Raw genomic sequence first — 26,871 nt, forward strand, 5'->3', positions numbered from 1 at the left:
TTCATCATGCTTCCACGGTTTCTTCTCAGCTCTGACGCGGGAGTGACGGGGATTCCCGGGATAACGGGATTAAGTTTTTTTGAGACCTTTACCATTATGTACGCCCCACCACTGATCATCGTGGCTGCAATTGCGTTTTTGTTCGTCTACTTGGCGAAATGCAAAAATCCAAAGGATTGATTCGTTGGTACGTACTTTCCAATTCGGGGTAATCTTTTGTTAAGATACGAGGAGGGGAGGAGGGCCCTTTCATGCCGAAAATCCGTTATAACAACATTGATAATGTAAGTACGGACAAAACGCTGAAGGAATTCAAGCAGTGGAGGGAGCAGCGGCGCAGCAAAGTGAAGGATTATTCCTACACCGTGCCCAAGCACCCACCTGAACTGGATTATCTGCACGCCAACCGGGCTGAAACCACGATTACCTGGATTGGTCATTCCACATTTTTCATTCAATATCATGGACTAAACATCGTGACAGACCCGGTCTGGGCCGAGAAAATGGGATTTCAGCGCAGACTCGGTGCTCCTGGCATACCAATTCAGGATATTCCACCTTTGGATGTCATTCTGATCTCGCATTCACACTATGATCATTTGCATCTCGCATCGCTGCGGAAATTGGTGACGGCCAAGACACTGCTCATCGTTCCTGATGGTCTCAAGCGCAAAATGGTGCGCAAAGGATTCCACCGGTGTCATGAGATGAAATGGTGGGAACATATTACGCTAGGCGGAGTCAAAATAACCTTTGTACCTGCACAGCACTGGACGCGCCGAACCCTATTTGATACTAATACGTCCCATTGGGGCGGTTATGTATTGGAACAGAATCACCCGGCAGTTGTTCCGTCTAAAGAGAGTGCTGCGACGAGCGAAGGCCATGGTTATGAAAATTCCCGAGCAGCAGGTACGGTTGATCCAATAGAGACATCGGCTGATCATTCTCCTGGCGGTCCGCCAGTCATTTATTTTGTAGGGGATACAGGATACTTCCAGGGATTCAAAACGATCGGTGAACGCTTCGACATTGGTGTCACCCTGATGCCAATCGGTGCGTACGAGCCGGAATGGTTCATGACCTCCCAGCATGTGACGCCGGAAGAAGCGCTGCAGGGATTTGTAGAAACGGGTTCCCAGCTTATGGTTCCCATGCATTATGGGACATTTAAGCTAGCGGATGACACACCCAAGGAAGCGCTCGATCGAATGGAAGTGGAACGAGAACGGCTGGGGATCAGCGCAGAACGTATTCGGGTACTGGGACATGGTGAGACGCTCCGTATCCGGCACGAAGAAAGTAAACAAGACTAACAAAAATGGTCTAGATATGCTAATGTAAGGGTATACCCGCATGAACGGTACATTTACCAAATCTTTAACGATTAAAAAGCGGCCAATTTTCGAATTTGCCGCTTTTTTGTGTTATAATATGGTGCCAGAATAGGCTTCGGGATATTGAATCCATGATTGAATTAGTTGCTATTCATGCAGTATGCAGAATATTAAATAAAAGGATGGTATGCTTAATGATTAGTACAAGCGGCATCACGCTCCGCTACGGAAAACGTGCACTTTTTGAAGATGTGAATATCAAGTTCACGCCAGGCAACTGTTACGGTCTGATCGGCGCCAACGGAGCCGGCAAATCAACATTTCTGAAAATTTTGTCCGGTGAAATTGAAGCAAACTCGGGAGAGGTGCACATCACCCCGGGCGAACGCATGGCCGTTTTGAAGCAAAACCACTTTGAATATGATGAGTATCCGGTTCTCGAAACCGTAATTATGGGCCACAGCCGTCTTTATTCCATCATGAAAGAGAAGGACGCATTGTATGCCAAAGCGGACTTTACGGAAGAAGATGGTTTGCGCGCAGGTGAGCTTGAAGGTGAGTTTGCTGAACTGAATGGTTGGGATGCTGAGCCGGATGCAGCGGCACTCCTGATCGGCCTCGGTATCGAACGTGACATGCATGAGAAGAAAATGGTTGATCTGAGCGGTAACGAAAAAGTTCGTGTCCTGCTTGCACAAGCCTTGTTTGGTCGTCCAAACAACCTGTTGCTCGATGAGCCTACCAACCACTTGGACCTCGAATCCATTCAATGGCTGGAAAACTTCCTCATGGACTATGAAGGTACCGTTATTGTAGTATCCCATGACCGTCACTTCCTGAACAAAGTATGTACACACATTGCAGATATCGATTTCGGTAAAATTCAGCTGTACGTAGGTAACTACGATTTCTGGTATGAATCCAGCCAATTGGCACTTGCTTTGCAACGTGATGCTAATAAGAAAAAAGAAGAGAAAATTAAAGAGCTGCAAGCCTTTATTCAACGTTTCTCTGCGAATGCTTCCAAATCGAAGCAAGCGACTTCACGTAAGAAACAGCTCGACAAAATCACGTTGGATGATCTTCGTCCATCAAACCGGAAATATCCGTTCATCAACTTCAAACCTGAGCGTGAAGCGGGTAAACAATTGTTGACCGTTGACCGTATCAACAAAACAATTGATGGTGTGAACATGCTGAATGATCTCAGCTTTGTGGTGAATAAAGGGGATAAAATTGCCTTTGTTGGCCCGAACGGTAATGCCAAATCATTGTTGTTTGATATCCTTATGGGTGAAACGGAAGCGGATAGTGGCGAATACACTTGGGGTATTACCACAACACAGGCTTATTTCCCGAAAGACAACTCCAAATATTTTGACGGTGTAGATATGAGTCTCGTGGATTGGCTTCGTCAATATTCCAAAGATCAGGATGAAACGTACCTGCGTGGATTCTTGGGTCGTATGCTGTTCTCAGGCGAGGAATCTCTGAAAAAAGCAAGTGTACTCTCCGGGGGCGAGAAAGTTCGCTGTATGCTGGCGAAAATGATGCAAACAGGCGCTAACGCCCTGATTCTGGATGAGCCAACGAACCACTTGGATCTGGAGTCCATTACCGCACTGAACAACGGTATGATTGACTTTGACGGCACCATGCTGTTTACATCGCATGACCATCAGTTCATTCAAACCATCGCTAACCGGATTATTGAAATCACGCCAAACGGCATTATTGATCGCCAAATGAGCTATGATGAGTATCTGGAAAGTGACGAAATTAAAGAATTGCGCAACAAAATGTACCCAGTAGAGGCTTAAGATAAGCTAATCGGTATAGATTGAGAAGTGTTACCATGGCTAACTCTACGTTTACGTTTTTATAGAGGATCAAAAAAGAACCGCAAGCTCTCCAGAGGAGGCTTGCGGTTCTTTTTTTGGTCATACAAGGTGATCCTGTAACCATAGAGACATCTCATACAGGAGCTGCTTGCGGTCTAGGACCCGCCAGTACGGCGGCGCTGATTGTTAGGCTTTTTGTTGTTTTGACTCTTCATCGCTTTGGGGCCGCCTTCAAAATAGGCACTGGACTGGTTACCTGTGTTTGCCTGTTCTTTCTTCTGCGCCAGTTTCTGGCGTATGGCATCCTGCAAACTGATCTTTTTCGGTTCAGTATTATCGCTCATCGTTATTCCCTCCCGGTCTTACAGTAAGCCGTCCAAATTGAACGGGATGTACTCATTTTATACGTTTTACAAATGCCCCACAAGGGCAACCTGATAAAATGATGAATTCCTTCACTATTTTGACTGGGCCAACATTTTTTCTCTTCACCTACAGCCCTGCGGTCTGGCAACTTTGTTTCGGCTTCCCTACAGCAATGCAGCTTGGCAACACTGTTTCTATAGACCCACACGGTACGCATTTGGTACCATGGAACAACCGTAATACGAAACGTTAAAGGAGTGTCGCCGGGTTGAACGCCTATGAAGAAATACGCAAAGGAGAGCGTGGGGCTTGGGTCAGTATCGTGGCCTATCTGGTCTTGTCTGCTTTTAAATTGATCTGCGGATATTTGTTTGCTTCCAGCGCTTTACTGGCGGATGGTTTTAATAACCTTACAGATATTGTTGCATCTGTTGCGGTATTGATTGGACTTCGCATATCCCAGAAGCCACCTGATTCCGATCATGCCTATGGTCACTTTAGAGCGGAAACCGTTGCTGCCCTAATTGCTTCATTTATTATGGCTATGGTTGGCCTGCAGGTATTGGTTGAAGCGGTTCGTTCCTGGTATGAAGGAAACTTTGTCGCACCAAACCTGTGGTCAGCAGCAGTTGCGGTTGTCTGTGCGCTGGTCATGCTGGGCGTATATCGTTACAATCATCGTCTTGCCAAACAAATTAACAGTCAGGCCCTGATGGCTGCGGCCAAAGATAATCGTTCCGATGCCTGGGTCAGCATAGGGGCTGCGGTCGGAATTATCGGTGCCCAATTTGGACTTCCTTGGTTGGACAAAGTAGCTGCAATAGCTGTAGGTCTGCTGATTTGTAAGACTGCTTGGGAGATTTTCCGTGATTCAACACATCGTCTGACAGACGGATTTGATCAGAAAGAACTGACAGACCTAAGATCATCTGTGGCTCGGGTTCCTGGTGTAGAAATGATCAAGGACGTAAAGGCGCGTGTGCACGGCAGTCATGTACTGGTGGACGTGGTTATTGAAGTGGATGGAAGACTGAGCCTGATCGAAGGTCATCAGATCTGTGACCGGGTTGAAGAGCGCTTGAAACGTTCACATAATATTATGCATGTACATGTGCATGTGGAGCCGAAGATGGAAGAAGGCACAACGGGAAGTCCTTGAAACCAGGAGGGACCTACCGGAAATAAGCGCATATAAAATGAAAAAGAGGACGGCCGCTGCCTGCGAACTGTCCTCTTTACTTATCGTTAGAACGATTATACGATACTATTGGATAGCAACGTGGATCCAGGCTTTACCTTTCCACGTATACACTTGTACCCATTGACCGCCATCGAATCCATCTACAACTTCACCTGTCGTATCGATGACTTGGGACCCGAGTGCACCGATTGGCTTCCCATTAGGTGCATCATAGAACCATGTGCGCTCCAACAGGTTGAGCAGCATCGTAGGAACCAGAACCTCATCTCCTGCTTTTACAACAGGCTCATCAAAGATTTTGTCATTCGTTGTTGACGTTGTTGTTTCAGTAGTCGTTGAAGTACCTTCTGTACCTGTTGTGTCTACTGTTGTGCCAGTTACAGTCTCAGCTGTGCCTTCTACAGTGTCTACAGCAGGTTTGTTCACTTCAACAGCAGGGGTTGTTGTGGTTGTCTGTGTTCCCGTTTCTGGAGCTACCGTTCCGGTAACCGCTTCCTCAGCACCTGCGGCAGCAGCCATGGAACCCATCAAAGTCAGAGCAGCGGCAAAACTTACAATTTTTTTCATTTGTTTTTCCTCCTCGGTTAGGTATGTAGTTTGTTGTCCTGTGTTAAAAGTAACCAAGCAAGCTTACTTATGAATCACAAATTATAACAATATTTTCTTGGATTCTCCAGTGTCAACTGGAGCATATGTGGGTATAAGGAGAGCCTGTAAATATCATACTTCGGTGGGAGAAAACCGGGTTGGCTATGTCATAATGGTCCTGTTTTTATGATGTAATCGGGGTGAAGCGATGGAATAGACCAGAAGGGAGCGTAATACATAATAGAGATAAGCCGCAATTTGCTTGGGGGAAAATTGTTGCCAAAAAGTGATGATGGACGCACAAAAGCCTACCGGCTTTTGCAAGCGCGATAGGCTTTTGTATGTATCGAGTTCATATTTGGGAAGCCCCATTTATCGCATTCGGCTGCGTCCCGTAATCAGGGAGATGACGAACAGTACAACAAAGATGAAGAAGAGTACTTTGGCAATCGAAGCTGCTGCCTCAACAATACCGAAGAATCCAAAAATACCTGCAACAAGAGCAATAATTAGAAATAGTACCGACCATTTCAACATGGGTATCATCCTTTCGTTTATAGAACTTGATAGCGAGAAGTGTTCGTCTCACTGCCGTGTGTAGTTGTTCTTTAACCGAGGTCTTTCGGGTTGAAACATTGCGATATTTTACCAGGTGGGGTTGTTTTTACAGTTCATATCCTATTTGTTTCGCCTCGGAATGGGTCGGGTAACTAAGCAATAACAAAACCGATTTATACTGGAAAGTGAGGTTCTTTTATGATCTATCAAATTAGTGTGGCTTTAATTGCAATTGCATTTGCAGTACTTGTATTCTTTTTAATTCGTACCTTGAAGTCCGCTCAAGGTTCACTCGACAATGTGTCACAGACACTGCAGGAAGTTCAGAAGACCATTGATGAGCTTAGTTATGAAGTCAAACAGACAGTAAGGCATGCCAATGATATTACAGTGGATGTGCAGCACAAAATGAAACAAATTGATCCCGTTATGGAATCTGTACAGAATCTGGGTGAAGTGCTGAACGAAGTGACGGAAGCAGCGAAACAGGTGTCATCCACATTGATGGCTAAGTTTCAGACGAAACGAAGCAGCACTGAGCAGAGCAAACGTTCAGAAGTAGCAAATGTGGTACAGACGCCGCCTGCTACACCGACAGATCGGACACTGCAATCCTATGATGCTACATATCATGATGATGCTAAAGGCGGCAAAAACTGGCTGAAATATGTGGATGTAGCCGCTAATGTATGGCAACGTATGCGGAAATAACATGACCGTTTATGAATAGAAGTCTTCAGAGCGGTGATGAACCTGATGAAAGGGTGAGAATCATGATGAAACTACTGCTTGTTATGTTTAGCGTAATTTCTCCCTTTTCCGTTCAACCGGCAGCGGTACCTGCTGCTCATGATACGCAATGGACGGTAGTGGAAGAGGAGACACCAGAGATTATTCTGGCTGCTGATCGATCCGGACCTGTCCAGCACTTTCGGACTCTGAATGACATTTCTCTGGATGATAGCATGAATGACATTTTAGCCAATAAAGGCCAGCCGGTTCATAAGGAACTTGATCCATATCTGGGTTGCCCTGAGTATCAATTCAAAGATGTAACGGTTGGGTTCTGTGAAGATACAGGAGTCGTCAATTACGTGCATATTGATGCTTCCGAGAAACGTCTGAAGCTTAATCAGGAATGGATTGATATGAATATTGAAGCCATTCGAGATGTTTTGGGCAAGCCGTATGATGTTGCAGAGGATGGAGAAGCATTTCTGCGGGGAAGTCAGGCGCTGAAGGTATATATGAAGCCAGGCTCCAATCATATTGAAGGAATAGACCTCTTTGATGAATCGGCTTCCTAGGATTGGTTATTCCAGAAGCGTTTCAACCCGATATCGTATGGTTATATACTAAGTAGCTCGATAAAGAAGATCAAATCAGAGGAGAGTGGAAACGATGAATTCAACCAATGCGCAAGCTTATGCAAAAGTGGTAGAAAACGGAGTCCAAGCGGTAGAAGCGGTGAAAGAATTGCAGATTACCGGATACCTTGCTGATCATATCTTCGTTCTAGCCCATGAAAAGGATCGTACAGATCGGATTGCTGATACGGCAGATGCCAAAGAGATTGGCATCAAGGAAGAAGGCGTATTTGATTCCTTGGCGAATCTGTTCCGCTCCCGCGGTGATGAACTTCGGGCCAAAATTGTTTCGATGGGCTTCACCGAAGCTGAGGCAGATTTTTATGAGAGTGAACTCGATAAAGGCAAAGTACTTGTGATTGCCAAAAAGAAAGAATAGCTTTGCCGATACACACACGTAAGCTGGAGCCATCTAAATAGGGACAAGCTTCAGAAGAGAGTATCTTGCATCAATCAAAAGAGCTTTCTAGTTGATGACGCAAAATGCTTAACCAAAAACATAGATAAGGAATGGGGATATCCCCATTCCTTATCTATGTTTTTGCAAGTTTGGAAGCGGGATCAGAACGCAGCAAAAACAGGGTAGCGAGCGGGTGAATTCTCCTGCGATGGTGCCATTTACTGATAGAAGTTTTCTGATGATACGATTATAGTTATACTAGGAATTATTATGTCTACCGCTGTGTTGTATGCGAAATTTGTATAATTAAGGTTGTTAGCTGACCTGATAAGAATCGACAAACCCGGACGCCACAGATAAGGAGATAGAAATGAGAATACTTATTGTTGACGACAATCCGACGAATGTCATTATCATTCGAGAAATTCTGAAAAAAGAAAACTATCGTGACATTGTAACGGCAAGTTCTGCTATGGAGATGTTTGAGATCCTAGGGATTGGTGAGGAAAACAATGAACTTCGTCCCAAGCCGTCGGATATTGACCTGATTTTGCTAGATATGATGATGCCGGAGATGGATGGAATCGAAGCATGCAGTATTGTGCAGAAATTCGAAAATCTCAAGGATATACCTATTATTATGGTAACTGCGATCGGAGATTCCAAGAAATTGGCCGAGGCGCTCGATGCAGGGGCATCCGATTATGTGACCAAACCGATTAACAAAGTCGAACTGATGGCCAGAATCCGTCTTGCGCTTCGTCTGAAGCAGGAGAAGGACTGGCATAAAGAGCGTGATCAGCGGATTCAGGATGAGCTGAAGCTTGCGGCGATGGTACAGAATGCTGTGTTAAGTCCCGCTATTGAAGACCCGTTGTTTCACGTTAATGCCATTTATAAGCCTTCCTTTGAGCTGGCGGGTGATCTGTATTCATGGTACCCGCTTGGCGAAGGCAGATATGGGGTACTACTGCTGGATATGATGGGGCATGGGATATCTTCATCCCTATTTACCATGTTTATTGCTTCCGTGTTGAAAGACACGGTTACAACGTATGTGGACCCGGAAAAGGTTATTCAGGAGCTGAATCGTCGCTTTAATCAGTTGCATCTGGAAAAACAGCTGGTACAGTACTATTTTACAGCGATATATCTGGTCGTAGATACACGCATGAAGCGGATTGATTATGTTAACGCAGGCCATCCGCCAGCACTCTTTTTCCGTCACGACGGAAGTGTGACAACGTTTGACAGCGTCTGCTGTCCTGTAGGACTGTTCGACAAAATGGATATTGAACCACAGACGATTCACTATGAGGGTGATGGTCACATTGCACTTTATACAGATGGGCTGACTGAAGCTGTTCAAGGTGATCAGGAAATGCAGCAGGCATTTCTGAAGGAACATCTGGCGGGTTCCCACCAGTGGGATGAAGCGGCCATGCAGGCGTTGTTCTTCGATGATGAAATTCTGCAGGAGCGGGATGATGATAAATGTTTGGTGTGGATTACCTTAAATAAAGGGGTCGAAGCTGAATGAAAATCAGAAATAAACTGCTGATTGGCTTTACCGCTCTGATGGCTATCATGATCGTGCTTACGTTTGTGAGTTACGAACGGCTGAACAGCAGCAATAAACAGCTCGATCAGATGTATCAGGAGCGATACCTTAAAGTCAGATATACTTCTGCTGCACGTGGAGAGGTTAATGATATAGCCAAAGTGCTGGCTAACTTGTTGCTGAATCCCAACAATTCAATTAGTGCCGCAGACAGTGATTTGAAGGCCATGCAGGAAAAGGGCAAAGGCTACCTTGAGGAAGTGCGGGACCGGGCAGACAGTGCACCAGAGCACCAACTGGTAGATCGTGTGAATACGGCCTGGGAAGCTTACAATGCTTATGCCGCGAGACAGGTCAGCTTAATGTCCCAGAATCGGGTGGAAGATGCCAATAACTACCGGAATTCAACCGGCTTGGCGGTGCAGAAGGAAGCTGTAGATAGCTTGAATGCCTTGTCCCGTTTTCAGGACCAGGAGATAGATACCGAGATTAAAGATGCGAATGCAGCCTATATGCGCGCGGTTCAGATTACCGTAGCCATCATGATTGCCGGATTGTTACTTGCATTGGGTGTCATTATGTGGGTGCTGCCAAGTATTACACGGGGGCTGAATACCGTGTCCATGATGATCACCAGCTTTGGAAAAGGCCGTTATCGGACCATTCGCCGCATACAGGTGAAGTCTACCGACGAAATTGGTCAGATTGCCAGTGTGTTCAAGGATGTCTCCAATGATTTGGAAGAAAAACTGGAAGTTGAGAAAGCTTATCTACAAGCGCAGCAGGATCAGAACTGGATGAGTTCCAACATAGCCAGAGTTCCGGAATTATTGCGGGGTATAGGATCGATTCGCCAGATCTCACAGATGTTTATCAGTGAATTCACACCTGTGCTTGGAGCTCAACTGGGTGTCGTATACCTGATCGATGAAGAGAAACATCCGGACGAATTGAGACGGTATGGTGCCTACGCGTTTGAAGAGAATAAAGATGTTGGCAAAGAGGTTTACCGTATTGGCGAGGGATTGATTGGTCAAGCCGCATTGGATATGGCGCCAATTATTCTGGATAAAACGCCAGAGGATTATGTGGACATCGGATCAGCAACGGGATCATCGCGTGCTTCTGGTGTGATGATCTATCCTGTCGTATTTGAGGATGAACTGATTGGTGTTGTCGAACTGGCTTCATTTGAAGGGTTCACCAATTTGCATACACAGTTGTTCTCACAGCTGATTATGAATCTGGGCGTCATTCTCAACAACGTTCGTCGTCGTTTGCGAGTGGAAGAACTGCTGCGTGAATCCCAGGCGCTCACAGAGGAATTGCAGGTGCAGTCTGAAGAGCTTCAGACACAGCAAGAGGAATTGCGCCGTTCTAATGAAAATCTGGAAGAACAGACGGGAGCTCTCAAACGTTCTGAAGAGCTGTTACAGCGTCAACAGGAAGAATTAGAGCACTTTAATACCGAACTGATTGCCAAGACTCGCGCACTGGAAGAACAGGTTCGTGAAGTGGAAGAGAAGAACGACGAGATTGAGAAAACCAAAACCCAGTTGGAACAGCAAGCGATGCAATTGTCGATGACAAGCAAGTACAAGTCGGAATTTTTGGCAAACATGTCGCATGAACTGCGTACACCCCTTAACAGTCTTCTGATCCTGTCCCAATTGTTATCGGAGAACAAGGATGGAAACCTGAGTGTTAAACAGCAGGAGTATGCTCAGACGATCTATATGTCCGGTGCGGACTTGCTGAAAATGATTGATGAAATTTTGGATCTGTCCAAAGTGGATGCAGGCAAAATGGATATCAATTATGAAACGATGCGGATGGAAGAACTGACCAGCTTTGTTCAACAGAATTTTGGCCCGATGGCGAATAAAAAAGAACTCAGCCTGAACATTGAGTTCGACAATAATTTGCCGGAATGGGTATATACCGACAGCCATCGCGTTAAACAGATTTTGCGGAATCTGTTGTCGAACGCGTTCAAGTTTACCAACCGGGGATCTGTAAGCCTGATTGGACGGAAGATGAAGAAAGAAGATCTTCCTGGGTATCTGAATACGAACCAGGAATATGTAGGCTTTACCGTGAAGGATACCGGGATTGGAATTCCTTCCGACAAGACGGATCTGATCTTTGAAGCATTCCAGCAGGTGGACGGTACAACCAGCCGTAAATATGGTGGAACGGGTCTGGGTTTGTCCATAAGTCGCGAACTTGCCCGTCTGCTTGGGGGAGCTATTCAGGTAGAGTCTTCCGAAGGTGTGGGCAGCAGCTTTACCTTGTTCCTGCCGGATAATCACGAAGAGGAAGTTCAGGTGGACGACGCGGCAAGAGAAGCCGCTGCTTCTTCTGAGATTGATAAGTCAGTAAGAGACTCACGGACGATGCGTTCGGGCAGACAGACCGTACTGACACCTGACCCGGAAAGCATTTCAATTATGGAGCTGCCTCCATCCGACTCACCTGTACCTGTAATATTGGAGGATGATCAGGAAAACCTCTTGGAAGGTGACAAAATTCTACTCATCATTGAGGACGATGTGAATTTTGCGCACATTTTAATGGATATGGCGAGAGGCAGAGGATTTAAGGCTATTGTGGCGCTTCAGGGAGACAAAGGACTCGAAATGGCCCGTCAATATTTGCCGGATGCGATCATCCTCGATATTCAGTTGCCTGTGATGGATGGCTGGACGATTCTGGGTGAGCTGAAAAGCAGCTCGGCGACACGTCATATCCCGGTACATGTTATTTCGGTAATTGATGATATGAAGCAAGGGTTGATGATGGGTGCCATTGCTTATTTGAAAAAACCTTCCAGTAAAGATTCGCTGGATAAAGCTTTCTCGCATATCGAATCCTATACAGAAAATCAACTGAAACGTCTATTGATTGTGGAAGATGATGAAATACAGCGGAAAGCCATCATTGAACTGATCGGCCACGATGATGTCGCTATTACAGCAGTGTCCACTGGCAGTGAAGCCTTGAATGAATTGCACAGCCAACGCTATGACTGCATGGTTCTGGACTTGATGCTGACAGATATGACCGGATTCGAGCTGCTTGACCAGATTCGGGACGATCAGTATCTGAATGATCTGCCAATCATTATTTATACAGGTAAAGAGCTGGACAGCAAAGAAGAGATGAAGCTTCGCAAATACGCAGAGTCCATTATCATCAAGGACGTGAAATCACCTGAACGTCTGCTCGATGAGACGACCTTGTTCTTGCACCGGGTAGAAGCTAACCTGCCGGAAGACAAACGTCGAATTCTGCAGAAGCTGCATAACAAGGAAACCTTGTTTGAAGGAAAGAAAATATTGTTAGTGGATGACGACATCCGTAATGTATTTGCCCTTTCAAGCGTGCTTGAAGGTTATCGCATGGATGTCACATTTGCGGAGAACGGTCGTGAAGCTTTGGAGATTCTGGATAAAAACCCGGAAATCGATCTGGTATTAATGGACATGATGATGCCGGAAATGGACGGTTATGAGGCGATGACACGGATCAGACAGATACCGAAATTCGAAAAACTGCCAATTATCGCCTTAACCGCAAAAGCGATGAAAGAGGATCGAGGCAAGTGTATTGAGGCTGGAGCATCCGATTATGTAAAAAAACCGATCCAAACGGATCAATTGTTATCCCTGATGCGGGTATGGCTGTATTCGTAACCCGATAGTTTGGGTAATGAAGGACAATACATCTATTACGCAAGTAACAAATGAAGAAGTGGAGAGAAAATATGACACCGTGGGAACCTACCGAGGCGGAGGCAGAATCGATCCGCATGCCGCAAGATGAAGAGCGTGAACTGATCGAGATCGAGTTGCTATTGGAAGGTATGCACCGTTTATATGGATATGATTTCAGGAACTACGCATTACCGTCGTTAAGACGCAGAATCTGGCATTACGTACATGCCGAAGGATTGAAGACCATTTCTGGTTTACAGGAAAGGGTGCTGCATGACCGTTCTGTATTTGATCGTTTTGTACAGAATTTGTCCATCCCTGTAACGGAAATGTTTCGTGATCCATCTTTGTTTCGATTCTTCAGGGAACAGATTATTCCTATACTGAGGACTTATCCATACATCCGGATATGGCATGCTGGCTGTTCTACAGGGGAAGAAGTCTATTCCATGGCGATTATGCTGCATGAGGAAGGACTGTACGACAAGGCAAGAATATACGCAACCGATATGAACGATCGCTCATTGCAGCAGGCCAAGGAAGGCGTATATGGCATTGAGAAAATGAAATTATATACTACAAATTATCTGGAAGCCGGGGGCACCCGTGCATTCTCGGAGTATTACACCGCGAAATATAATTCCGTTATATTTCATCCTTATCTACGGAAAAATATTATTTTTGCCGAACATAATTTGGCAACAGACCGGTCATTTAACGAGTTTAATGTAATCTTCTGCCGCAATGTCATGATTTATTTCAATGATGAATTGCGAAACCATGTGCACGGACTTTTTCATGAAAGTTTGAGCCACTTCGGCATCCTAGTTCTGGGGTCTAAAGAATCGATACATTTTACGGAATTCAGCGATGCCTACGAGCCGTTAGACCGGACGGAAAAAATATACCGGAAGATTAAATAGGGGGTTAGGCTTAGTCATGGGGCTCAATGAACCAATCCACATATTATTGGTAGATGACCGCCCCGAGAACCTGCTCGCTCTCGAAGCGGTTCTGGAATCGGAACAGTACAAGCTCGTCAAGGCAACCTCCGGGGAAGAGGCACTTCGCTGTTTGCTGAAAGACGAATTTGCGGTCATTGTGCTGGATGTGCAGATGCCTGGGATGGACGGAATTGAGACAGCAAAGTTAATTAAGGCGCGTGACAAGTCCAAGGACGTGCCGATTATTTTCATCTCTGCAAATAGCAGAGAGGCAGAGCATTTATTTGCAGGTTATTCCGCAGGGGCCATTGATTATATGGTCAAGCCATTTATCCCTCAGATTTTGAAATCCAAAATCGAGGGCTTTGTAGAAATGTTTATCACGAATAAACGTTTGAAAACACAGACGATGCTGCTGCATCAAAAGACGCAGGAACTGGAGAAAATGAATCAGCAGCTCATTCAGGCCAAAGAGGAAGCGGAAATCGCGGCAAACGCGAAGACCGAGTTCCTTGCCATGATGAGTCATGAGATTCGCACGCCGATGAATGGTGTTATCGGTATGGTTGATCTGTTGATGGAAACGGATCTGAAGGAAGATCAGAAGGAATACGCGGACATTGTTCGTCGCAGTGCCGATGCACTCGTTACGGTGATTAACGATATTCTTGATTTCACCAAGATGGAATCCGGCAAAATGGAGCTTGAAGAGCATCCGTTCGAACTTGTTTCCTGTATTCGTGAAGTGCTGAGACTGTTCACGGTAGAAGCTGGCAAAAAGAATATTGAGCTGGAATATTTCCTGGAAGATTCGGTACCCGAGCTGATCTATGGAGATATGGCTAGGCTGCGCCAGGTCTTGTTGAATCTGATTGCCAATGCGATCAAGTTCACGGACCATGGCGGCGTGTATCTGATCGTATCCGTTAATGAGGAAAAAGACGGGCGAATGACGCTGGAGTTTGCTGTAAAAGATACAGGAATAGGTATAGCACCAGATAAAGTAAACCGTCTGTTTCAGCCGTTTTCCCAACTGGATACATCCATGACGCGCAAGTATGGTGGAACCGGTCTGGGGCTCGCTATATGCAAAACGCTCGTCGAAATGATGGGTGGTCAGATATATCTGGATACATCGGAACTGCGTGGTGCAACGTTTGTATTTACCATTCAGGCGCAGCGGTATGTCGAGAAGGAGCTGACGACAGGTATGGGGGAAGATCAGCTTACGGACATTAAAAAAAATGATGAAATGCATCCAAGCGTATTAATTGTCGATGATCACCCTATTAATCAGAAGCTGATGTCCATTATGCTGGGCAAGCTTGGACTCATCGCAGATATCGCTGAAGATGGCAAGAAAGCGCTGGAGATGGTTCTGGCGAACCGCAATTATGACTATATATTTATGGACTTACAAATGCCCGTGATGGATGGATTGGAGTGTACTCGCAGAATTCGTGAGAGCCTTCCTCAAGACCAGCAGCCGGTTATTGTAGCAATGACCGCCAATGTCATGGATGGTATTCAACAGCGCTGTTCCACTGTAGGTATGGACGATTACATCAGCAAACCTGTGAAAATGGGCAATGTGAAACAGAAGTTGTCCCGATTTCAGGAAGAAAGGCAATTGTTCAAATCCAATAGATCGGCCATAAATCAGGCTAATTGAAATATTTGCTAATTCGATTACTGTTTCATATGGGCTGTAGATGGGTTATTAGGTAAAGAAACCATTGATCAGGAGAGAGATGTCTAATGAATACAAATAAAAATGAAAAATTCAATGCAAGAACAGAAACACATGACGGCGTATGCACGGTGTATCTGACTGGCGAACTGGATTTGTCGGTTGCTCCTGAATTCCGTTTGGTAATGGAGCCCTTAGTGGACAACAAGGAACAAGATTTGATCATTAACATGCAAGATTTGAAGTACATTGATAGTACAGGAATTGGTATCCTGTTATCTGTTCTGAAAGCACGGCATGGAATGGAAGCTCGCTTTGAAGTACAGGAAGTTCCTGCGCAAATTCAGAAACTTTTTGATATGACGGGTATTGCCAAATTCTTTGTCTCACAGAAGAATTCCCAATAGGAAAGGATCGAAAAAGGAATGAATGCAGAAGTTCAAAGAGTCACCCTTAATTTACCGGCGACAGCTGATTACGTTGATATTGTAAGGCTCAATTTATATGGTGTTGCGTCCAAAATGGGATTTTCTTATGAGGACATTGAGGATATGAAGGTTGCTGTATCCGAGGCTTGTAACAACTCTGTACTGTATGCTTACTCACACGAAGGCGGCATGGTTGAGGTTGTGTTCGAAGTGGATAGTGACACGCTGGCTATCACCGTCAAAGATGAAGGAGCCAGCTTCGAGAACATTAACCCGGCGGTATCCCGTTCAGGCCTTCACGACAAAGAGCTGACAGATGCCCAAATCGGTGGACTTGGATTTTACCTGATGCAAGCTCTGATGGACGATGTCAGTGTGGAAAGTGAGACGGGCAAAGGTACGAAAGTAGTACTCGTAAAACGTCTTGCAAGAAGTGAGGAGAAAGTATGAATGAAAAAGTGACTCCCCCAGAGTCCATGTCTGAAGCTATAGGTTTGATCTGGGAATACCAGCAAACCCAGGATAACGAAATTGCAACAGTTCTTATCCGCAAATATGAACCGATGGTGAAGATGGCAGCAGGTAAAATTGCGCGGAATCGACCCGATCTGTATGAGGATTTGTATCAGACCGGGCAGATGGCTCTGATTCGTTTGCTGAAGCAATACGATATCAATCTCGGTATTCCGTTTGAACCTTATGCCATGAAGAGTATGATCGGTCATATGAAAAATTATTTGAGGGACAAGTCCTGGTATATTCAGGTGCCCCGCAGAATTAAGGAAAAGGGAGCACTTGTCCAGCATGCCATTGATGAATTGACAGTGAAGCTGGAGCGTTCACCAGGTGTGAACGAGATTGCTGAATACCTTGATTTAACCCCTGAGGAAACCATCGAAGTCTTGGCTGGTCGGGAATGTTACCACTATGTGTCACTGGATTCTCCGCTATCACAGGATGAGAGTGCAGCTACTTTGGGTGAACTGATCAGTTCTGATGTGAATGACTTCGATTCGGTTGAGAAGCGGATGGACTTGCAGCAGGCATTGGGACAGTTGAAGGAACAGGAACAAAAGGTGCTTATTTTGGCATTTCAGGATGGTCAGTCGCAGCGGGCAATTGCTCAGAAACTGGGAGTATCCCAAATGAGTGTATCCCGTATCCAGAAGCGAGCCACTGAGAAATTAAAACAGATTATGTCGAACGCTTCATTATTATGAGATGCAGATCAGTGATGATATTGAGCACGGCATAAAGAAGGACACGTGATTCCAATGGAATGCATACGTGTCCTTTTTTGGGATCAATGATTTCTTAAATGAACAGTATGAATGCAGGAGTGGATGTTTGTGATGGTGGATCAAGTCAAGCTGGAAGCGCGTCGGGACAAGGCTACCTACTCAGACCATTGGGAATGGTGGGATTGGGTGGCACCGGATCAGGAGAGCATGGCTGACGCCCTGGAGGAACTAACGAACGCATTTCCAGAGATGCAGTACTGGCTTCGCAAAATACCGGAGGTAGAGTCCAACTACCTGTCCGTCCGCTTCATGAACGGCACGGAGCCCGTGATATTCGGGTCATTATTATATGCAGTTAAGAATGAAAGAAACGATCAACGTAAAGATAATCAGATGTTTTTCTATGTGGATCAAGAAAGACTGGTTACCTTGAACGTAGATGACAATACCAGAGGCATTATGAACACAGGTGAACGTGCCGCCATGTTACAACAGTGCAGTGAAGCCCGGGACGGCATGTTTGTGCTCTTTCGTGCGATATTGCATTATTACCATGTGGGTATGGATCATTTTGAAATGAATCTGAGGGAATTGGAGCGGACGATGGAATCCCGCAATGCTCGCACGTTGATGGATCAGATACTTGCGGCCAGATTTGAGCTCCTGTATTGGAGCAACCTGTTCATTCCGTATTCTGAGCTGATGGCCGCCGCCAGGGAAGCCTACCTGGATGAATTGAAAGAGAATCGTTTTTTTCAGCAGCTTCAGCACCGGATCGAACGGATGGAACGTTTGTTCAAACATTATGAAACAGAGATTGATACACTGATCTCCATTGATAATGCCATTTCAGGAGTGCGGGGCAATGAGATTATGAAGACGCTGACCCTTGTGACCTCGGTATTCACGCCCGCAACGGCTGCAGGAGCCATATGGGGAATGAACTTCGAGAATTTACCTTGGATCGACAAAACATGGGGTGTGGTACTCGTCCTTGCACTCATAATCATTAGCATGATCGGCATGTATGTATGGATGATGATGAAGGGCTGGACAGGGGATTTGCTTAAAGTGAAGGCCTCTCAGCCGTCGGCCAAAGAAACAGAGAAGCGTGCCAATGGCAAACGAAGGCGATGACTTTGCAAGCCTCACCCTGTACCTTTTATTTTTTATAATCTTCAATGTATCCCAGTAAGTCAGCGATATATTGTCCCACAATCGGCATGTTCACGAATTGACTGAGAATAAAAGCGAGCAGACCAAGAACGACGAAGGTCCCTACCGTCAAACCCAAACCACGTGCCATACCAGCGGTAAAGTTGGTAATGATGCGTTTTTTGGGACTGCTGTAGTTTTCGATAATATCCTTGATTTGAGATTTTTCCAGACTGTCTGCAATCTGATCCAGCCGTGTGTTCAGACGTTTGACCTCATGACGCAATTCAAAAGGGTGTTCGCTGGTATCATACTGTTGTGCGGGTTTTGCTCCGGTAATAGGCGTATTGCCATTCATTGTGACTTTACTCATGTTCTTCCTCCTTTAATCTCGCAGTGGATAAAAAATAGCCAGCTGGAATACAGCTGGCTATTGGTTACTCGATCCAAAGCCTTACAGGCTGGTCGAGTTTATTTCTTTACGTACATCTTCCTTGGCTTCTACGGAAGCAGTTGCCACTTCTTCCGATGCTTTGGATGCTTCATTCGCCACATCAGCGGAAGCTTTTCTTACGGAGTCCATAACGTCATTACGTCCTTGGTTTACCGTTTTTGCAATATCAGAAGTTTTGGAAGAGACCGTTTTAGCCAGTTCGGAAGCTTTATCACCAACAACCGCTGCAACTTCTTTTGTGCGATCTGTTACGATCCCCACTTTCTCGGAAAGGTCACCACGCAATTCGCGTCCTGGTTTAGGGGCAAAGAGTAGTGCTGCAGCTGCTCCCAGCAAACCTCCGATGAAAATTCCTTTGGCGAAAGTGGAACCGCTTTGTACAGGATATTGTTCTTCTGCTTTATTCATGTCAAATCACTCCTTCTTTAATTTAAGAAACGGATACGAAACAACGAACACCTTGTTAACCGATCAGGCAGCCTGTCTGAATAGTCTGGACACAAGCCCTAGCAAAAAGACAAAGACTGCTGTACCAATGATGGCAGGAATTACGGCAAAGTTACCGATGACTGGTCCCCAGTTACCAAGCAAGAGTGCTCCCAGCCAGGCTCCGGCAAATCCGGCAACCATTGCACCGATAATTCCTCCAGGCATGTTATGACCGGCAAGTGCATCACCGATTACACCGATAATGATGGCCATCACAATGCTGATAATAATACCCCACATAACAACCGCCTCCTTGTGCTTGATGTAGAATGGTGTCTGTTCGCGTTTGCTTACTTCGTATATAAACGCCGTGCTTCAAGGTGAAACAATCAATGTAGGGAGAGATGTACTGGAAATTGTAGGATAATATAATTCAGACGGAACGTTGAATCCCTTTTATCATGCAGAAGATCCAAGTCAGTCCAGCAGCAAATCCGGCGAAAACATCGGTTGGAAAATGTACACCCAGCATGATACGGCTAAGGCCGACCAGGAATATAAATATGATTCCGCAAAGGACAGGCAGAGCAACGGCAGACTCACGTTGATGTCGTTCAATCGCCCAGATGACAAAGAGCATGCCATAAAACCCCATTGAGATCATCGCATGACCACTTGGAAAACTATATCCATGAACAACGAGCAGATGTTCCAGCTCAGGTCTGCTGCGCCTGAATATTTCCTTCAATAAGGTGTTGAGAATCCACATCATGGCAAAACTGCTGAGTAACGCATATCCATATATGAGGAAACGGGGACGGCGCTGCCACAAGAATAGAATGGAAAAACCGATGGCTGCGATGGCAGAAAGTCTGAAAGAACCGAGCGCAGTAATGAATGAGATGAAAGGCAGCAGATGAAGACGTGAATCCGAGTTCAGATAAAATAACTGCTGGATACGGTCATCCAATGAAAGGACAGCATCGGTACCCAGCAGTGCTCCCAGAGCCGCCAGCAAGAAGACGACCGAAACGCTGGCTATAATTCCGACACCAGCCCAACTGAACAGTGGAGGTACCGAAGTTTTGCGAGCTAACCCGGAAGTGGGGTAATGCGTTTTGCGCAACATAAATGAATATCTCCTTCAGTGATGGTAGTGGGTAGATAAAGATCGATAAAGGATTACCCGAAATGTCTGTCGAAAAAACTGTAAAAACGTCGCTTTTGTACTATACTATTTAAGATATCCCATGCGGCGTCGTGACGCAAAGCAGAGATGAATTCGGGAGTATAAAGGAGAGAACTCGCATGGAGAGTGCCCTGTTAATTAAAGAATACCGTGCGGGCGTCATGGAATGCGCCCATTACGGACACATAAGCATTACGGATGAGAACGGAAATGTTGTATATTCAGCCGGAGACCCTCATTTTAGAGCGTTTACCCGTTCATCCGCCAAGCCTTTTCAGGCCATTCCGGGGATTCGTGCTGGTATTGCCGGGCATTATGGTCTGACAGCCCAGGAGATTGCGATTATGTCTTCCTCGCACCGATCTGAACCGATGCATATTCAGGTGCTGGAACAGATCGAAAGCAAAATAGGATTGGGTGAAGGGTGCTTGATTTGCGCACCGAGTTACCCCCTCAATGAAGAAAGCCGAAATGAATGGCTGCGATCTCAAGGAGAGAAGCGTCGTATCCTCCACAACTGCTCCGGTAAACATCTGGGCGTTCTCGCATACACTCAGATGAAACAGGCCGATTTGGGAAGTTATGCAGAGCCAGAACATCCGGTACAGCGCGAAATTCTGGAGACCATGGCCTATATGGCAGGGATTGAGCAGCAAGAGATTAAACTTGGGACGGATGGCTGCGGCTTTCCGGTATTTTCGTTGCCATTGTCGGCATTGTCGAACGCATATCTGAAGCTGGCTTGCCCGGATCTGATCGAGGACCGGTCTACACGCTCCGCGGTAGAGACCATCACTGGAGCCATGAACGAATATCCGTTAATGGTAGGAGGAACGAAGCGTGTGGATTCCGTGCTGCTAGAAGATAGCAACATTGTAGCTAAGGGGGGCTTTAAGGGTGTGTTTGGTTTTGCCCTGAAAAAGGAACGCCTCGGAATTACGTTCAAAGTGCTTGACGGATCGGAAGAAGAATGGGCCAATATTGCCCAATCCATTCTGGAGCAGATTGGCTATAGCAATCGGAAAACCATTGAACGACTGGCAGAACTATATCCACCTGACATTCGGAACGACGCTGGTAAAATCGTGGGGCGGGCAGAGATTGAATTCAAGCTTCACTCACCTGAAGAAAGCGTATAACCATAAGCAAGGGGCGTGATTAGAATTCCCGGACCACGGGTAAAGATGACATACCAACTGGTATTGATCTATAGAATTCTAAATATACACGCAAGAACTGCTGCGATAATGCGGCAGCTCTAAACTCTTGGAGGTGGATGAACATGATTAAAGTAGTGACATCGGAAGAAAGGCACACGTCGGATCGAGGTTGGATACACAGTGAATTCAGCTTTTCCTTTGCGGACTATGATGATCCAAGCAATGCCCATTTTGGCTGTCTTTTGGCTCATAATGACAACACACTGATGCCGCAGGAAGGCTTTAAGCGACATCCACATCATGACTTGGAGATTGTTAGTTATGTCATATCAGGTACATTGAAACATACGGATAGCATGGGAACGGAGCAATTGTTGGAAGCGGGAACGGTTCAGGTCATGAGTGCGGGTACCGGGGTAGAGCATTCAGAGACTAACCCGTCCGAGGATGAACCGGTACGTTTCCTACAGATGTGGTTCCTGCCATCCCAGCGCATGCTGAAGCCCTCGTATACCAATCGTCGTGTAGAGGCTCAGAAGCATCTGAACCGTCTTTGTCCGATTGTATCGGGACAAGGGGGAGAAGGAAAAGAGGGAGCATTGCCAATTTCACAGGATGTAACTTGCTATCTGTCCCACCTGGAATCCGGTAAAAAATTAATGTATCCTCAACATGAAGATCGGCGTACACATCTCTTCCTGATTAGTGGCCATATCGAGATTGTATGTTCAGATGGCAACTTCAATCTCAAGCCGGGTGATGCTGCACGAATCCGCAAAAGCTGTGATCTGCAAATTACAGGTACAGGCAGCGAGACAGCTGAATTTGTATTGGTGGATTTGCCTTGACGAAAAAATAACTGCAAAAGGACCTGTTCTCCACTGTCATGTGGAGAACAGGTCCTTTTTGTACAGCTTGTTGAAGCTGCCTTCATAAAAGAGCCACTCAAAGTTCCAGGGGCGATGCAGCCCTAGGATTTGCGGAGATTACCCAGTTCGGAAGCGACGGCTTCCACTTCAGAGATACTCAGATGTTCCTTGCTTAGGACCATTTCATACAGGTCAAACAAATCTTCATACTTCTCAAGTGGGAAAGACGAAGCCTGCATGGCAGCTCCACTGGCCATCCGCAACTTCGTTTTGATTGCTTCAATCATATATTCCATGTTGGCTGCGCTTGCTTGCGTTAAATCCATCGTTATGTCCATCCCTTCCGTATCGGAAACTGTTGTCATTGTATCATGATTGGACAGGCTCAGGCCAATGCTTTTGCAGCGAAATCAAGCATCGGGTAAAATGAGGAATATAACAATAGAGCCTCAGGTAGGAGTACATGTGTAAAGGAGGTAAGAGATTGGCAGTATATAAGCGGGAATTGGTTCGTCATCAAAGTAGGGAAGCCCGCCAAAATGTGCAGGGAGAAGACTTGGTATTATTTTTTAAGCACATCTATCAACTTCATTCACCGGATGAAATCACCTTTATCTGTATCGGTACAGACCGTTCCACCGGAGATGCACTGGGCCCACTGACAGGCAGTCTGCTGCAGGAGGCCGGAGTGAATCACGTTGTAGGGACTCTGGCTTCTCCTTGTGATGCGGATACGTTGGAGAGGAGGCTGGCGCTTATCCCGTCACATCATGCCATTATCGCCATAGATGCTTGTCTGGGTCCGAAACAGGCAACAGGTACATACTATCTTGCGGAACATCCACTTATTCCGGCAAAATCGGTTGGCGGCAAGCTGCCACCGGTTGGTCATTACAGCGTAGCTGCTGTAGTGAATGCAAATGGACCGAGACCTTATTCCATTCTACAGATGACGTCACTTCATTTCGTTATGGGCATGTCCCGAACGATTGCAGAGGCGGTCGCTGAAGCAGTGAAATACAGATAAACGTTTCATTAATGGTATGCAGGCTTAATAATATACAACTTGAATTAATTTAATTCGCGCAGAGAGAGGGATTTATATGGAAAAAGTGATGTGTGACGGAACGACGATTTGTTATGCCGAACAGGGTAAGGGAGAAGCACTCATTTTGCTCCACGGATACTGCGGCAGTTCATCCTACTGGGATGAAGTAGTGCCTGAGCTTGCACGCAGCTATCGTTGCATCGTACCCGATCTGCGTGGACATGGCAAAACGGACGCGCCTGTAGGTAGTTATACGATTGATCAGATGGGCAATGACGTATTGCAATTAATGGACGAGCTAAAGGTGGACAAGGCTGTCCTGCTCGGTCACTCCATGGGCGGATATATCGCACTTTCTATTGCACAGCGCCACCCAGAACGATTGAATGCCTTCGGCTTGATTCATTCCACAGCGTATCCGGATAGTGAGGAGGGTAAGGAAAAACGCCTTCGCGCAGTATCCACCATTCAGACGGAAGGCATTGTTCACTTTGTAGATGGACTGGTTCCCGGTTTGTTTGCACCAGAACATGTGGAATCGCTATCAGCGCAAGTGACACGTGTGAAGGAAATTGGTTATCAGACTGCTCCGCAAGGGGCAACTGGAGCTGCACTGGCTATGCGGGAACGTCCGGACCGGCGTGATGTATTGTCGGCGACACCACTTCCTGTCCTGCTGGTTGCCGGAGAGAAGGATGCTGTCATTCCGCCGGAACGTACATTTACAAGTGACAAGCCACATATTACACAAGCCGTGATTCCTGGGGCAGGACATATGAGCATGTACGAAGCACCGGAAGAATTAATTCAGGTCATTACATCATTTTTGACGGGATTATCGAAGTGAATTTAATTTTAAAAGAACATAAATAGAGTATCCGATGATTTCGCCTCCTTGGCGGAGCGCCGATACCTTGCTAAACCCCTGCAACGTTCGTTCCAGAACGGCAGGGGTTTTATTTGTTCAGGGACAGAGCATGGGAGAGCCATTAAACCATGTTTTGGCTTTTTGTCATGGCATGAATTAAAATGATGAGAATGGATCATGCAAGTCAAAGTGGAATGTACATGATCGAACGATGAGGGGGCACATAGCATGTTCAGGAAAGATTATCTGCTCCGCATGATGGAGGAAATGACAGAAGCGATCGGCAAAGTATTTACACTCAAACAACAGCGAAAACATACGGAGGCCCTGTCCGAACTGGACGAGCTGCTGCGCAGGCAGTTTGGACTGAATTTATCTCTGCTGAACTCACTGCCGGCTGAAGACGTCATTGAAATGTTCCGTTTTCGCGGCGTCATTGAAGTGGACAATCTGCAACACGCCGCCAGGCTGATCGAAGAAGAGGCGTACATTTATAATGAAAAGGCCAAAGTAGAGGGCATAGATGACCAGGAAAAAATGGAGTCAGAGGATGAAGCACTCATTCGTCTGATGAGATCACTTCATTTTTACCTGTACGCACTGAATCATGGGGCTAATCCGAAGCTGCTGGATGCACCAGGTCGTGTGGAGGGAATATTGGAGCAGACGAAACTATATGAACTTCCGGCACGAACGGAAAAGCAGCTTGCCTTGTATCGTGAACAGCAGGGGCGTTATGATCAGGCTGAGAATAGCTGGTACAGATTGCTTCAGGTAGATGACAACCATCCCATTCATTACCGGGGTGAGGTACAGGCTTTCTATGAAAGGTTAAGACAACTGGAAGATGAGCAATTGCAGCAAGGTGGTTTGCCTCGTGAGGAAGTGGAAGAGGGGCTTGCCGAGCTGAATCGATAAACCAATTGAATACGCCGTTAACTTGGAGAGGGAACGGAATTGTGGTATGGTAACGGTTGACCAAACCAAATCGAAAGTGAGATGTACCCCCGTGGATTCATTGCGAAAGCTTATACAAGACATCTTTGAACAGAATTCGCTGATTACAGCGACCTGGAGCCAGCTGCGCAGACGGGACAATGTCTCGTATACCAAAGTGCAAGTCAAGCCGGTAACGCTCAAGAATCAGCTTCATTATCAATTCGCATTTCATTATACCAACAAAGTGCTGCACGAGAATTTGACTCCGGCTGAAGCGGCAGAACGCATGACTTTGCTGTGCGAAGAGACGTTTCGTCAAGGATTGCTCTGTACGACAGACGCAGACTATCAAATTTTGATCAGCAAAAAATATAAAGTGTCCATCCTGACCAAGTCGGCTTCCAAGACGGCGGTGGACCTCTCGCATAATCGCAAAAAGCAATATGTGCTGGAAGATGGAGTTCCCGTTTCATTCCTGGTCGAGCTGGGGATTATGAGCGAGGAAGGCCGCGTTTTGGCTCGCAAGTACGACAAGTTCAGACAGATCAACCGTTTCCTCGAAATGGTGCAGGACGTTATCCCCCATTTGCCAGAGGGGCGCCCACTCACCATAGTTGATTTTGGCTGTGGAAAATCATATCTGACTTTTGCTTTGTACCACTATTTGTCCGTACAACAGCGCAGATCGCTCAACATTATTGGCCTCGACTTAAAAGCCGATGTGATTGAACACTGTAATGATCTGGCGAACAAATTGCATTACGGTGACCTGAAGTTCCTCGTTGGAGACATCGCTGACTACGACGAGCTGAATGAAGTGGATATGGTCGTAACGCTGCATGCCTGTGATACAGCAACCGATGCTGCTTTGGAGAAAGCTGTTCGTTGGGGCGCTTCGGTCATTTTATCTGTACCATGCTGTCAGCACGAGCTGTTTGACCAGATTGAATCCAACGTGATGAATCCGTTATTGTCACACGGTATTCTGAAGGAACGCTTCTCCGCTTTGGCAACGGATGCCATTCGTGCCAAGCTGCTCGATCTGATGGGTTACAAAACGCAGCTGCTTGAATTTATCGACATGGAGCATACGCCGAAAAATATTTTAATCCGCGCCGTACGAGGCCAGGCTGGGCAGACGGCTGACATGTGGAACGAATATACCGCATTCCGTGATTTTATTCACGCAGATCCTTATTTGGAGCGGGCTTGTGCGGACTTGCTCCCAGGTGGCGGCAAGCTGAAAGAAGCTGCGGCGAACCTTGGGATAGATGCAAACCAAGAGAATTCAAAAGGGGAATCGATCAAAGATGCCACCCAAGATGCTAGCCACTGTGATCACTGTTGAAAGGGATAATGAAGAGTGATGCATAATGTTTCACGGCAGAATGGTAAAAAGGATGAATGCATGATTAAGTTGCTAATCGTTTGAGACGATGCAGTTCGTCTGCCATCGCCGTTGATGGGACATACTGGTAAGAGGGTCCCGTGAAAATATATATAATGTGCCAAAGGCATGAAA

The 26,871-nt window shown here is 46.1% G+C and carries 29 protein-coding genes; 21 read left to right on the forward strand and 8 right to left on the reverse strand.

What is annotated here, in order from left to right:
* Window positions 1–6 precede the first annotated feature (6 nt).
* The 3 genes from BMY78_RS33830 (at window position 7) to BMY78_RS29135 (ending at window position 3,157) form a co-directional block, all read left to right on the forward strand.
* Entirely contained in the window at window positions 7–180 is a 174-nt protein-coding gene (locus BMY78_RS33830; RefSeq protein ID WP_371129206.1) for a cytochrome bd oxidase small subunit CydS family protein, read from the forward strand.
* 71 nt (window positions 181–251) lie between these two features.
* Window positions 252–1,316 (forward strand): MBL fold metallo-hydrolase, encoded by a 1,065-nt coding sequence (locus BMY78_RS29130; protein ID WP_090904712.1) that lies wholly within the window; start codon window positions 252–254, stop codon window positions 1,314–1,316.
* 215 nt (window positions 1,317–1,531) lie between these two features.
* Window positions 1,532–3,157, forward strand: a complete 1,626-nt coding sequence (locus tag BMY78_RS29135; RefSeq protein WP_090904713.1) for an ABC-F family ATP-binding cassette domain-containing protein — start codon at window positions 1,532–1,534, stop codon at window positions 3,155–3,157.
* A 176-nt stretch (window positions 3,158–3,333) separates the two neighbouring features.
* Here the strand turns inward: BMY78_RS29135 and BMY78_RS29140 are convergent, their stop codons facing one another.
* Entirely contained in the window at window positions 3,334–3,522 is a 189-nt protein-coding gene (locus BMY78_RS29140; protein ID WP_062325854.1) for a hypothetical protein, read from the reverse strand.
* A 290-nt stretch (window positions 3,523–3,812) separates the two neighbouring features.
* Between BMY78_RS29140 and BMY78_RS29145 the strand changes: the two genes are divergently transcribed.
* Window positions 3,813–4,703: a cation diffusion facilitator family transporter gene (locus BMY78_RS29145; RefSeq protein ID WP_090904714.1), complete on the forward strand. Its 891-nt coding sequence runs from the start codon at window positions 3,813–3,815 to the stop codon at window positions 4,701–4,703.
* 105 nt (window positions 4,704–4,808) lie between these two features.
* Here BMY78_RS29145 and BMY78_RS29150 read toward each other — a convergent pair whose 3' ends face one another.
* Together BMY78_RS29150 and BMY78_RS29155 are read right to left on the reverse strand one after the other, a co-directional pair.
* On the reverse strand, window positions 4,809–5,312 hold the full coding sequence (locus tag BMY78_RS29150) for a hypothetical protein (protein ID WP_090904715.1): 504 nt from the start codon (window positions 5,310–5,312) through the stop codon (window positions 4,809–4,811).
* Between the two features lie 393 nt (window positions 5,313–5,705).
* Window positions 5,706–5,870, reverse strand: a complete 165-nt coding sequence (locus tag BMY78_RS29155; protein WP_017692264.1) for a DUF1328 domain-containing protein — start codon at window positions 5,868–5,870, stop codon at window positions 5,706–5,708.
* A 219-nt stretch (window positions 5,871–6,089) separates the two neighbouring features.
* Here BMY78_RS29155 and BMY78_RS29160 point away from each other — a divergent pair, with 219 nt between their 5' ends.
* The 11 genes from BMY78_RS29160 (at window position 6,090) to BMY78_RS29210 (ending at window position 18,375) form a co-directional block, all read left to right on the forward strand.
* Window positions 6,090–6,602, forward strand: a complete 513-nt coding sequence (locus BMY78_RS29160) for a DUF948 domain-containing protein (protein WP_090904716.1) — start codon at window positions 6,090–6,092, stop codon at window positions 6,600–6,602.
* 62 nt (window positions 6,603–6,664) lie between these two features.
* A complete protein-coding gene (locus tag BMY78_RS29165) occupies window positions 6,665–7,198 on the forward strand; it encodes a hypothetical protein (RefSeq protein ID WP_090904717.1) in 534 nt (177 codons plus the stop codon).
* Between the two features lie 94 nt (window positions 7,199–7,292).
* A complete protein-coding gene (locus BMY78_RS29170) occupies window positions 7,293–7,637 on the forward strand; it encodes a YflT domain-containing protein (protein WP_064640589.1) in 345 nt (114 codons plus the stop codon).
* A 391-nt stretch (window positions 7,638–8,028) separates the two neighbouring features.
* Window positions 8,029–9,198: a PP2C family protein-serine/threonine phosphatase gene (locus BMY78_RS29175; protein WP_111620660.1), complete on the forward strand. Its 1,170-nt coding sequence runs from the start codon at window positions 8,029–8,031 to the stop codon at window positions 9,196–9,198.
* On the forward strand, window positions 9,195–12,914 hold the full coding sequence (locus BMY78_RS29180) for a response regulator (RefSeq protein WP_090904718.1): 3,720 nt from the start codon (window positions 9,195–9,197) through the stop codon (window positions 12,912–12,914). The genes BMY78_RS29175 and BMY78_RS29180 overlap by 4 nt, the downstream gene beginning before the upstream one ends.
* Window positions 12,915–12,985: 71 nt before the next feature.
* Window positions 12,986–13,858, forward strand: a complete 873-nt coding sequence (locus tag BMY78_RS29185) for a CheR family methyltransferase (RefSeq protein WP_177185912.1) — start codon at window positions 12,986–12,988, stop codon at window positions 13,856–13,858.
* Window positions 13,859–13,874: 16 nt separating this feature from the next.
* Window positions 13,875–15,551, forward strand: a complete 1,677-nt coding sequence (locus tag BMY78_RS29190) for a response regulator (protein WP_090904719.1) — start codon at window positions 13,875–13,877, stop codon at window positions 15,549–15,551.
* An 86-nt stretch (window positions 15,552–15,637) separates the two neighbouring features.
* A complete protein-coding gene (locus BMY78_RS29195) occupies window positions 15,638–15,976 on the forward strand; it encodes an STAS domain-containing protein (RefSeq protein ID WP_053778980.1) in 339 nt (112 codons plus the stop codon).
* 18 nt (window positions 15,977–15,994) lie between these two features.
* Window positions 15,995–16,447: an anti-sigma B factor RsbW gene (gene rsbW / locus BMY78_RS29200; RefSeq protein WP_090904720.1), complete on the forward strand. Its 453-nt coding sequence runs from the start codon at window positions 15,995–15,997 to the stop codon at window positions 16,445–16,447.
* On the forward strand, window positions 16,444–17,217 hold the full coding sequence (locus BMY78_RS29205) for a sigma-70 family RNA polymerase sigma factor (RefSeq protein ID WP_024631358.1): 774 nt from the start codon (window positions 16,444–16,446) through the stop codon (window positions 17,215–17,217). The genes rsbW and BMY78_RS29205 overlap by 4 nt, the downstream gene beginning before the upstream one ends.
* Before the next feature lie 132 nt (window positions 17,218–17,349).
* A complete protein-coding gene (locus tag BMY78_RS29210; protein ID WP_256222514.1) occupies window positions 17,350–18,375 on the forward strand; it encodes a magnesium transporter CorA family protein in 1,026 nt (341 codons plus the stop codon).
* Between the two features lie 25 nt (window positions 18,376–18,400).
* On the opposite strand, the gene BMY78_RS29215 is transcribed toward BMY78_RS29210, so the two are convergent.
* The 4 genes from BMY78_RS29215 to BMY78_RS29230 form a co-directional block, all read right to left on the reverse strand.
* Complete coding sequence (locus tag BMY78_RS29215; protein ID WP_090904721.1) at window positions 18,401–18,766, reverse strand: DUF5665 domain-containing protein; 366 nt, start codon at window positions 18,764–18,766, stop codon at window positions 18,401–18,403.
* 81 nt (window positions 18,767–18,847) lie between these two features.
* On the reverse strand, window positions 18,848–19,255 hold the full coding sequence (locus BMY78_RS29220) for a YtxH domain-containing protein (protein ID WP_090904722.1): 408 nt from the start codon (window positions 19,253–19,255) through the stop codon (window positions 18,848–18,850).
* A 63-nt stretch (window positions 19,256–19,318) separates the two neighbouring features.
* Window positions 19,319–19,576, reverse strand: a complete 258-nt coding sequence (locus BMY78_RS29225; RefSeq protein ID WP_090904723.1) for a GlsB/YeaQ/YmgE family stress response membrane protein — start codon at window positions 19,574–19,576, stop codon at window positions 19,319–19,321.
* Between the two features lie 133 nt (window positions 19,577–19,709).
* Window positions 19,710–20,405 (reverse strand): phosphatase PAP2 family protein, encoded by a 696-nt coding sequence (locus BMY78_RS29230; RefSeq protein WP_090904724.1) that lies wholly within the window; start codon window positions 20,403–20,405, stop codon window positions 19,710–19,712.
* 179 nt (window positions 20,406–20,584) lie between these two features.
* Here BMY78_RS29230 and BMY78_RS29235 point away from each other — a divergent pair, with 179 nt between their 5' ends.
* Both BMY78_RS29235 and BMY78_RS29240 read left to right on the forward strand, forming a co-directional pair.
* Window positions 20,585–21,604, forward strand: a complete 1,020-nt coding sequence (locus BMY78_RS29235; protein ID WP_090904725.1) for an asparaginase — start codon at window positions 20,585–20,587, stop codon at window positions 21,602–21,604.
* 143 nt (window positions 21,605–21,747) lie between these two features.
* Window positions 21,748–22,473: a pirin family protein gene (locus tag BMY78_RS29240; RefSeq protein ID WP_090904726.1), complete on the forward strand. Its 726-nt coding sequence runs from the start codon at window positions 21,748–21,750 to the stop codon at window positions 22,471–22,473.
* Between the two features lie 122 nt (window positions 22,474–22,595).
* On the opposite strand, the gene BMY78_RS29245 is transcribed toward BMY78_RS29240, so the two are convergent.
* The gene (locus BMY78_RS29245) at window positions 22,596–22,820 is read right to left on the reverse strand and encodes a DUF1128 domain-containing protein (RefSeq protein ID WP_090904727.1); all 225 of its coding nucleotides are present in this window, start codon (window positions 22,818–22,820) and stop codon (window positions 22,596–22,598) included.
* A gap of 158 nt (window positions 22,821–22,978) precedes the next feature.
* Here BMY78_RS29245 and yyaC point away from each other — a divergent pair, with 158 nt between their 5' ends.
* From yyaC to BMY78_RS29265, 4 genes are all read left to right on the forward strand, one after another.
* Window positions 22,979–23,521 (forward strand): spore protease YyaC, encoded by a 543-nt coding sequence (gene yyaC, locus BMY78_RS29250; protein WP_256222507.1) that lies wholly within the window; start codon window positions 22,979–22,981, stop codon window positions 23,519–23,521.
* Window positions 23,522–23,597: 76 nt separating this feature from the next.
* Window positions 23,598–24,389 (forward strand): alpha/beta fold hydrolase, encoded by a 792-nt coding sequence (locus BMY78_RS29255; protein WP_090904729.1) that lies wholly within the window; start codon window positions 23,598–23,600, stop codon window positions 24,387–24,389.
* 249 nt (window positions 24,390–24,638) lie between these two features.
* Window positions 24,639–25,328 carry a DUF6483 family protein gene (locus tag BMY78_RS29260; protein ID WP_090904730.1) on the forward strand — a complete coding sequence of 230 codons (690 nt, stop codon included), beginning with the start codon at window positions 24,639–24,641 and terminating at the stop codon, window positions 25,326–25,328.
* A gap of 91 nt (window positions 25,329–25,419) precedes the next feature.
* Window positions 25,420–26,697, forward strand: coding sequence for a class I SAM-dependent methyltransferase (locus tag BMY78_RS29265; RefSeq protein ID WP_090904765.1), 1,278 nt, complete (start codon window positions 25,420–25,422; stop codon window positions 26,695–26,697).
* Window positions 26,698–26,871 lie beyond the last annotated feature (174 nt).

The sequence above is a fragment of the Paenibacillus sp. OK076 genome (genome assembly GCF_900110055.1).
Lineage (GTDB): Bacteria > Bacillota > Bacilli > Paenibacillales > Paenibacillaceae > Paenibacillus.

Bases quoted from the DNA above. Each gene is read 5' to 3' on its own strand.
- BMY78_RS29260 (WP_090904730.1), top strand. From the start codon at position 24,639: ATGTTCAGGAAAGATTATCTGCTCCGCATGATGGAGGAAATGACAGAA.
- BMY78_RS29215 (WP_090904721.1), bottom strand. From the start codon at position 18,766: ATGAGTAAAGTCACAATGAATGGCAATACGCCTATTACCGGAGCAAAA.
- BMY78_RS29135 (WP_090904713.1), top strand. From the start codon at position 1,532: ATGATTAGTACAAGCGGCATCACGCTCCGCTACGGAAAACGTGCACTT.
- BMY78_RS29245 (WP_090904727.1), bottom strand. From the start codon at position 22,820: ATGGATTTAACGCAAGCAAGCGCAGCCAACATGGAATATATGATTGAA.
- BMY78_RS29165 (WP_090904717.1), top strand. From the start codon at position 6,665: ATGATGAAACTACTGCTTGTTATGTTTAGCGTAATTTCTCCCTTTTCC.
- BMY78_RS29180 (WP_090904718.1), top strand. From the start codon at position 9,195: ATGAAAATCAGAAATAAACTGCTGATTGGCTTTACCGCTCTGATGGCT.
- BMY78_RS29130 (WP_090904712.1), top strand. From the start codon at position 252: ATGCCGAAAATCCGTTATAACAACATTGATAATGTAAGTACGGACAAA.
- BMY78_RS29195 (WP_053778980.1), top strand. From the start codon at position 15,638: ATGAATACAAATAAAAATGAAAAATTCAATGCAAGAACAGAAACACAT.
- BMY78_RS29140 (WP_062325854.1), bottom strand. From the start codon at position 3,522: ATGAGCGATAATACTGAACCGAAAAAGATCAGTTTGCAGGATGCCATA.
- BMY78_RS29230 (WP_090904724.1), bottom strand. From the start codon at position 20,405: ATGTTGCGCAAAACGCATTACCCCACTTCCGGGTTAGCTCGCAAAACT.
- BMY78_RS29170 (WP_064640589.1), top strand. From the start codon at position 7,293: ATGAATTCAACCAATGCGCAAGCTTATGCAAAAGTGGTAGAAAACGGA.
- BMY78_RS29220 (WP_090904722.1), bottom strand. From the start codon at position 19,255: ATGAATAAAGCAGAAGAACAATATCCTGTACAAAGCGGTTCCACTTTC.
- rsbW (WP_090904720.1), top strand. From the start codon at position 15,995: ATGAATGCAGAAGTTCAAAGAGTCACCCTTAATTTACCGGCGACAGCT.
- BMY78_RS29225 (WP_090904723.1), bottom strand. From the start codon at position 19,576: ATGTGGGGTATTATTATCAGCATTGTGATGGCCATCATTATCGGTGTA.
- BMY78_RS29155 (WP_017692264.1), bottom strand. From the start codon at position 5,870: ATGTTGAAATGGTCGGTACTATTTCTAATTATTGCTCTTGTTGCAGGT.
- BMY78_RS29185 (WP_177185912.1), top strand. From the start codon at position 12,986: ATGACACCGTGGGAACCTACCGAGGCGGAGGCAGAATCGATCCGCATG.
- BMY78_RS29175 (WP_111620660.1), top strand. From the start codon at position 8,029: ATGAGAATACTTATTGTTGACGACAATCCGACGAATGTCATTATCATT.
- BMY78_RS29150 (WP_090904715.1), bottom strand. From the start codon at position 5,312: ATGAAAAAAATTGTAAGTTTTGCCGCTGCTCTGACTTTGATGGGTTCC.
- BMY78_RS29160 (WP_090904716.1), top strand. From the start codon at position 6,090: ATGATCTATCAAATTAGTGTGGCTTTAATTGCAATTGCATTTGCAGTA.
- BMY78_RS29205 (WP_024631358.1), top strand. From the start codon at position 16,444: ATGAATGAAAAAGTGACTCCCCCAGAGTCCATGTCTGAAGCTATAGGT.
- BMY78_RS33830 (WP_371129206.1), top strand. From the start codon at position 7: ATGCTTCCACGGTTTCTTCTCAGCTCTGACGCGGGAGTGACGGGGATT.
- BMY78_RS29235 (WP_090904725.1), top strand. From the start codon at position 20,585: ATGGAGAGTGCCCTGTTAATTAAAGAATACCGTGCGGGCGTCATGGAA.
- BMY78_RS29190 (WP_090904719.1), top strand. From the start codon at position 13,875: ATGGGGCTCAATGAACCAATCCACATATTATTGGTAGATGACCGCCCC.
- BMY78_RS29210 (WP_256222514.1), top strand. From the start codon at position 17,350: ATGGTGGATCAAGTCAAGCTGGAAGCGCGTCGGGACAAGGCTACCTAC.
- BMY78_RS29240 (WP_090904726.1), top strand. From the start codon at position 21,748: ATGATTAAAGTAGTGACATCGGAAGAAAGGCACACGTCGGATCGAGGT.
- BMY78_RS29255 (WP_090904729.1), top strand. From the start codon at position 23,598: ATGGAAAAAGTGATGTGTGACGGAACGACGATTTGTTATGCCGAACAG.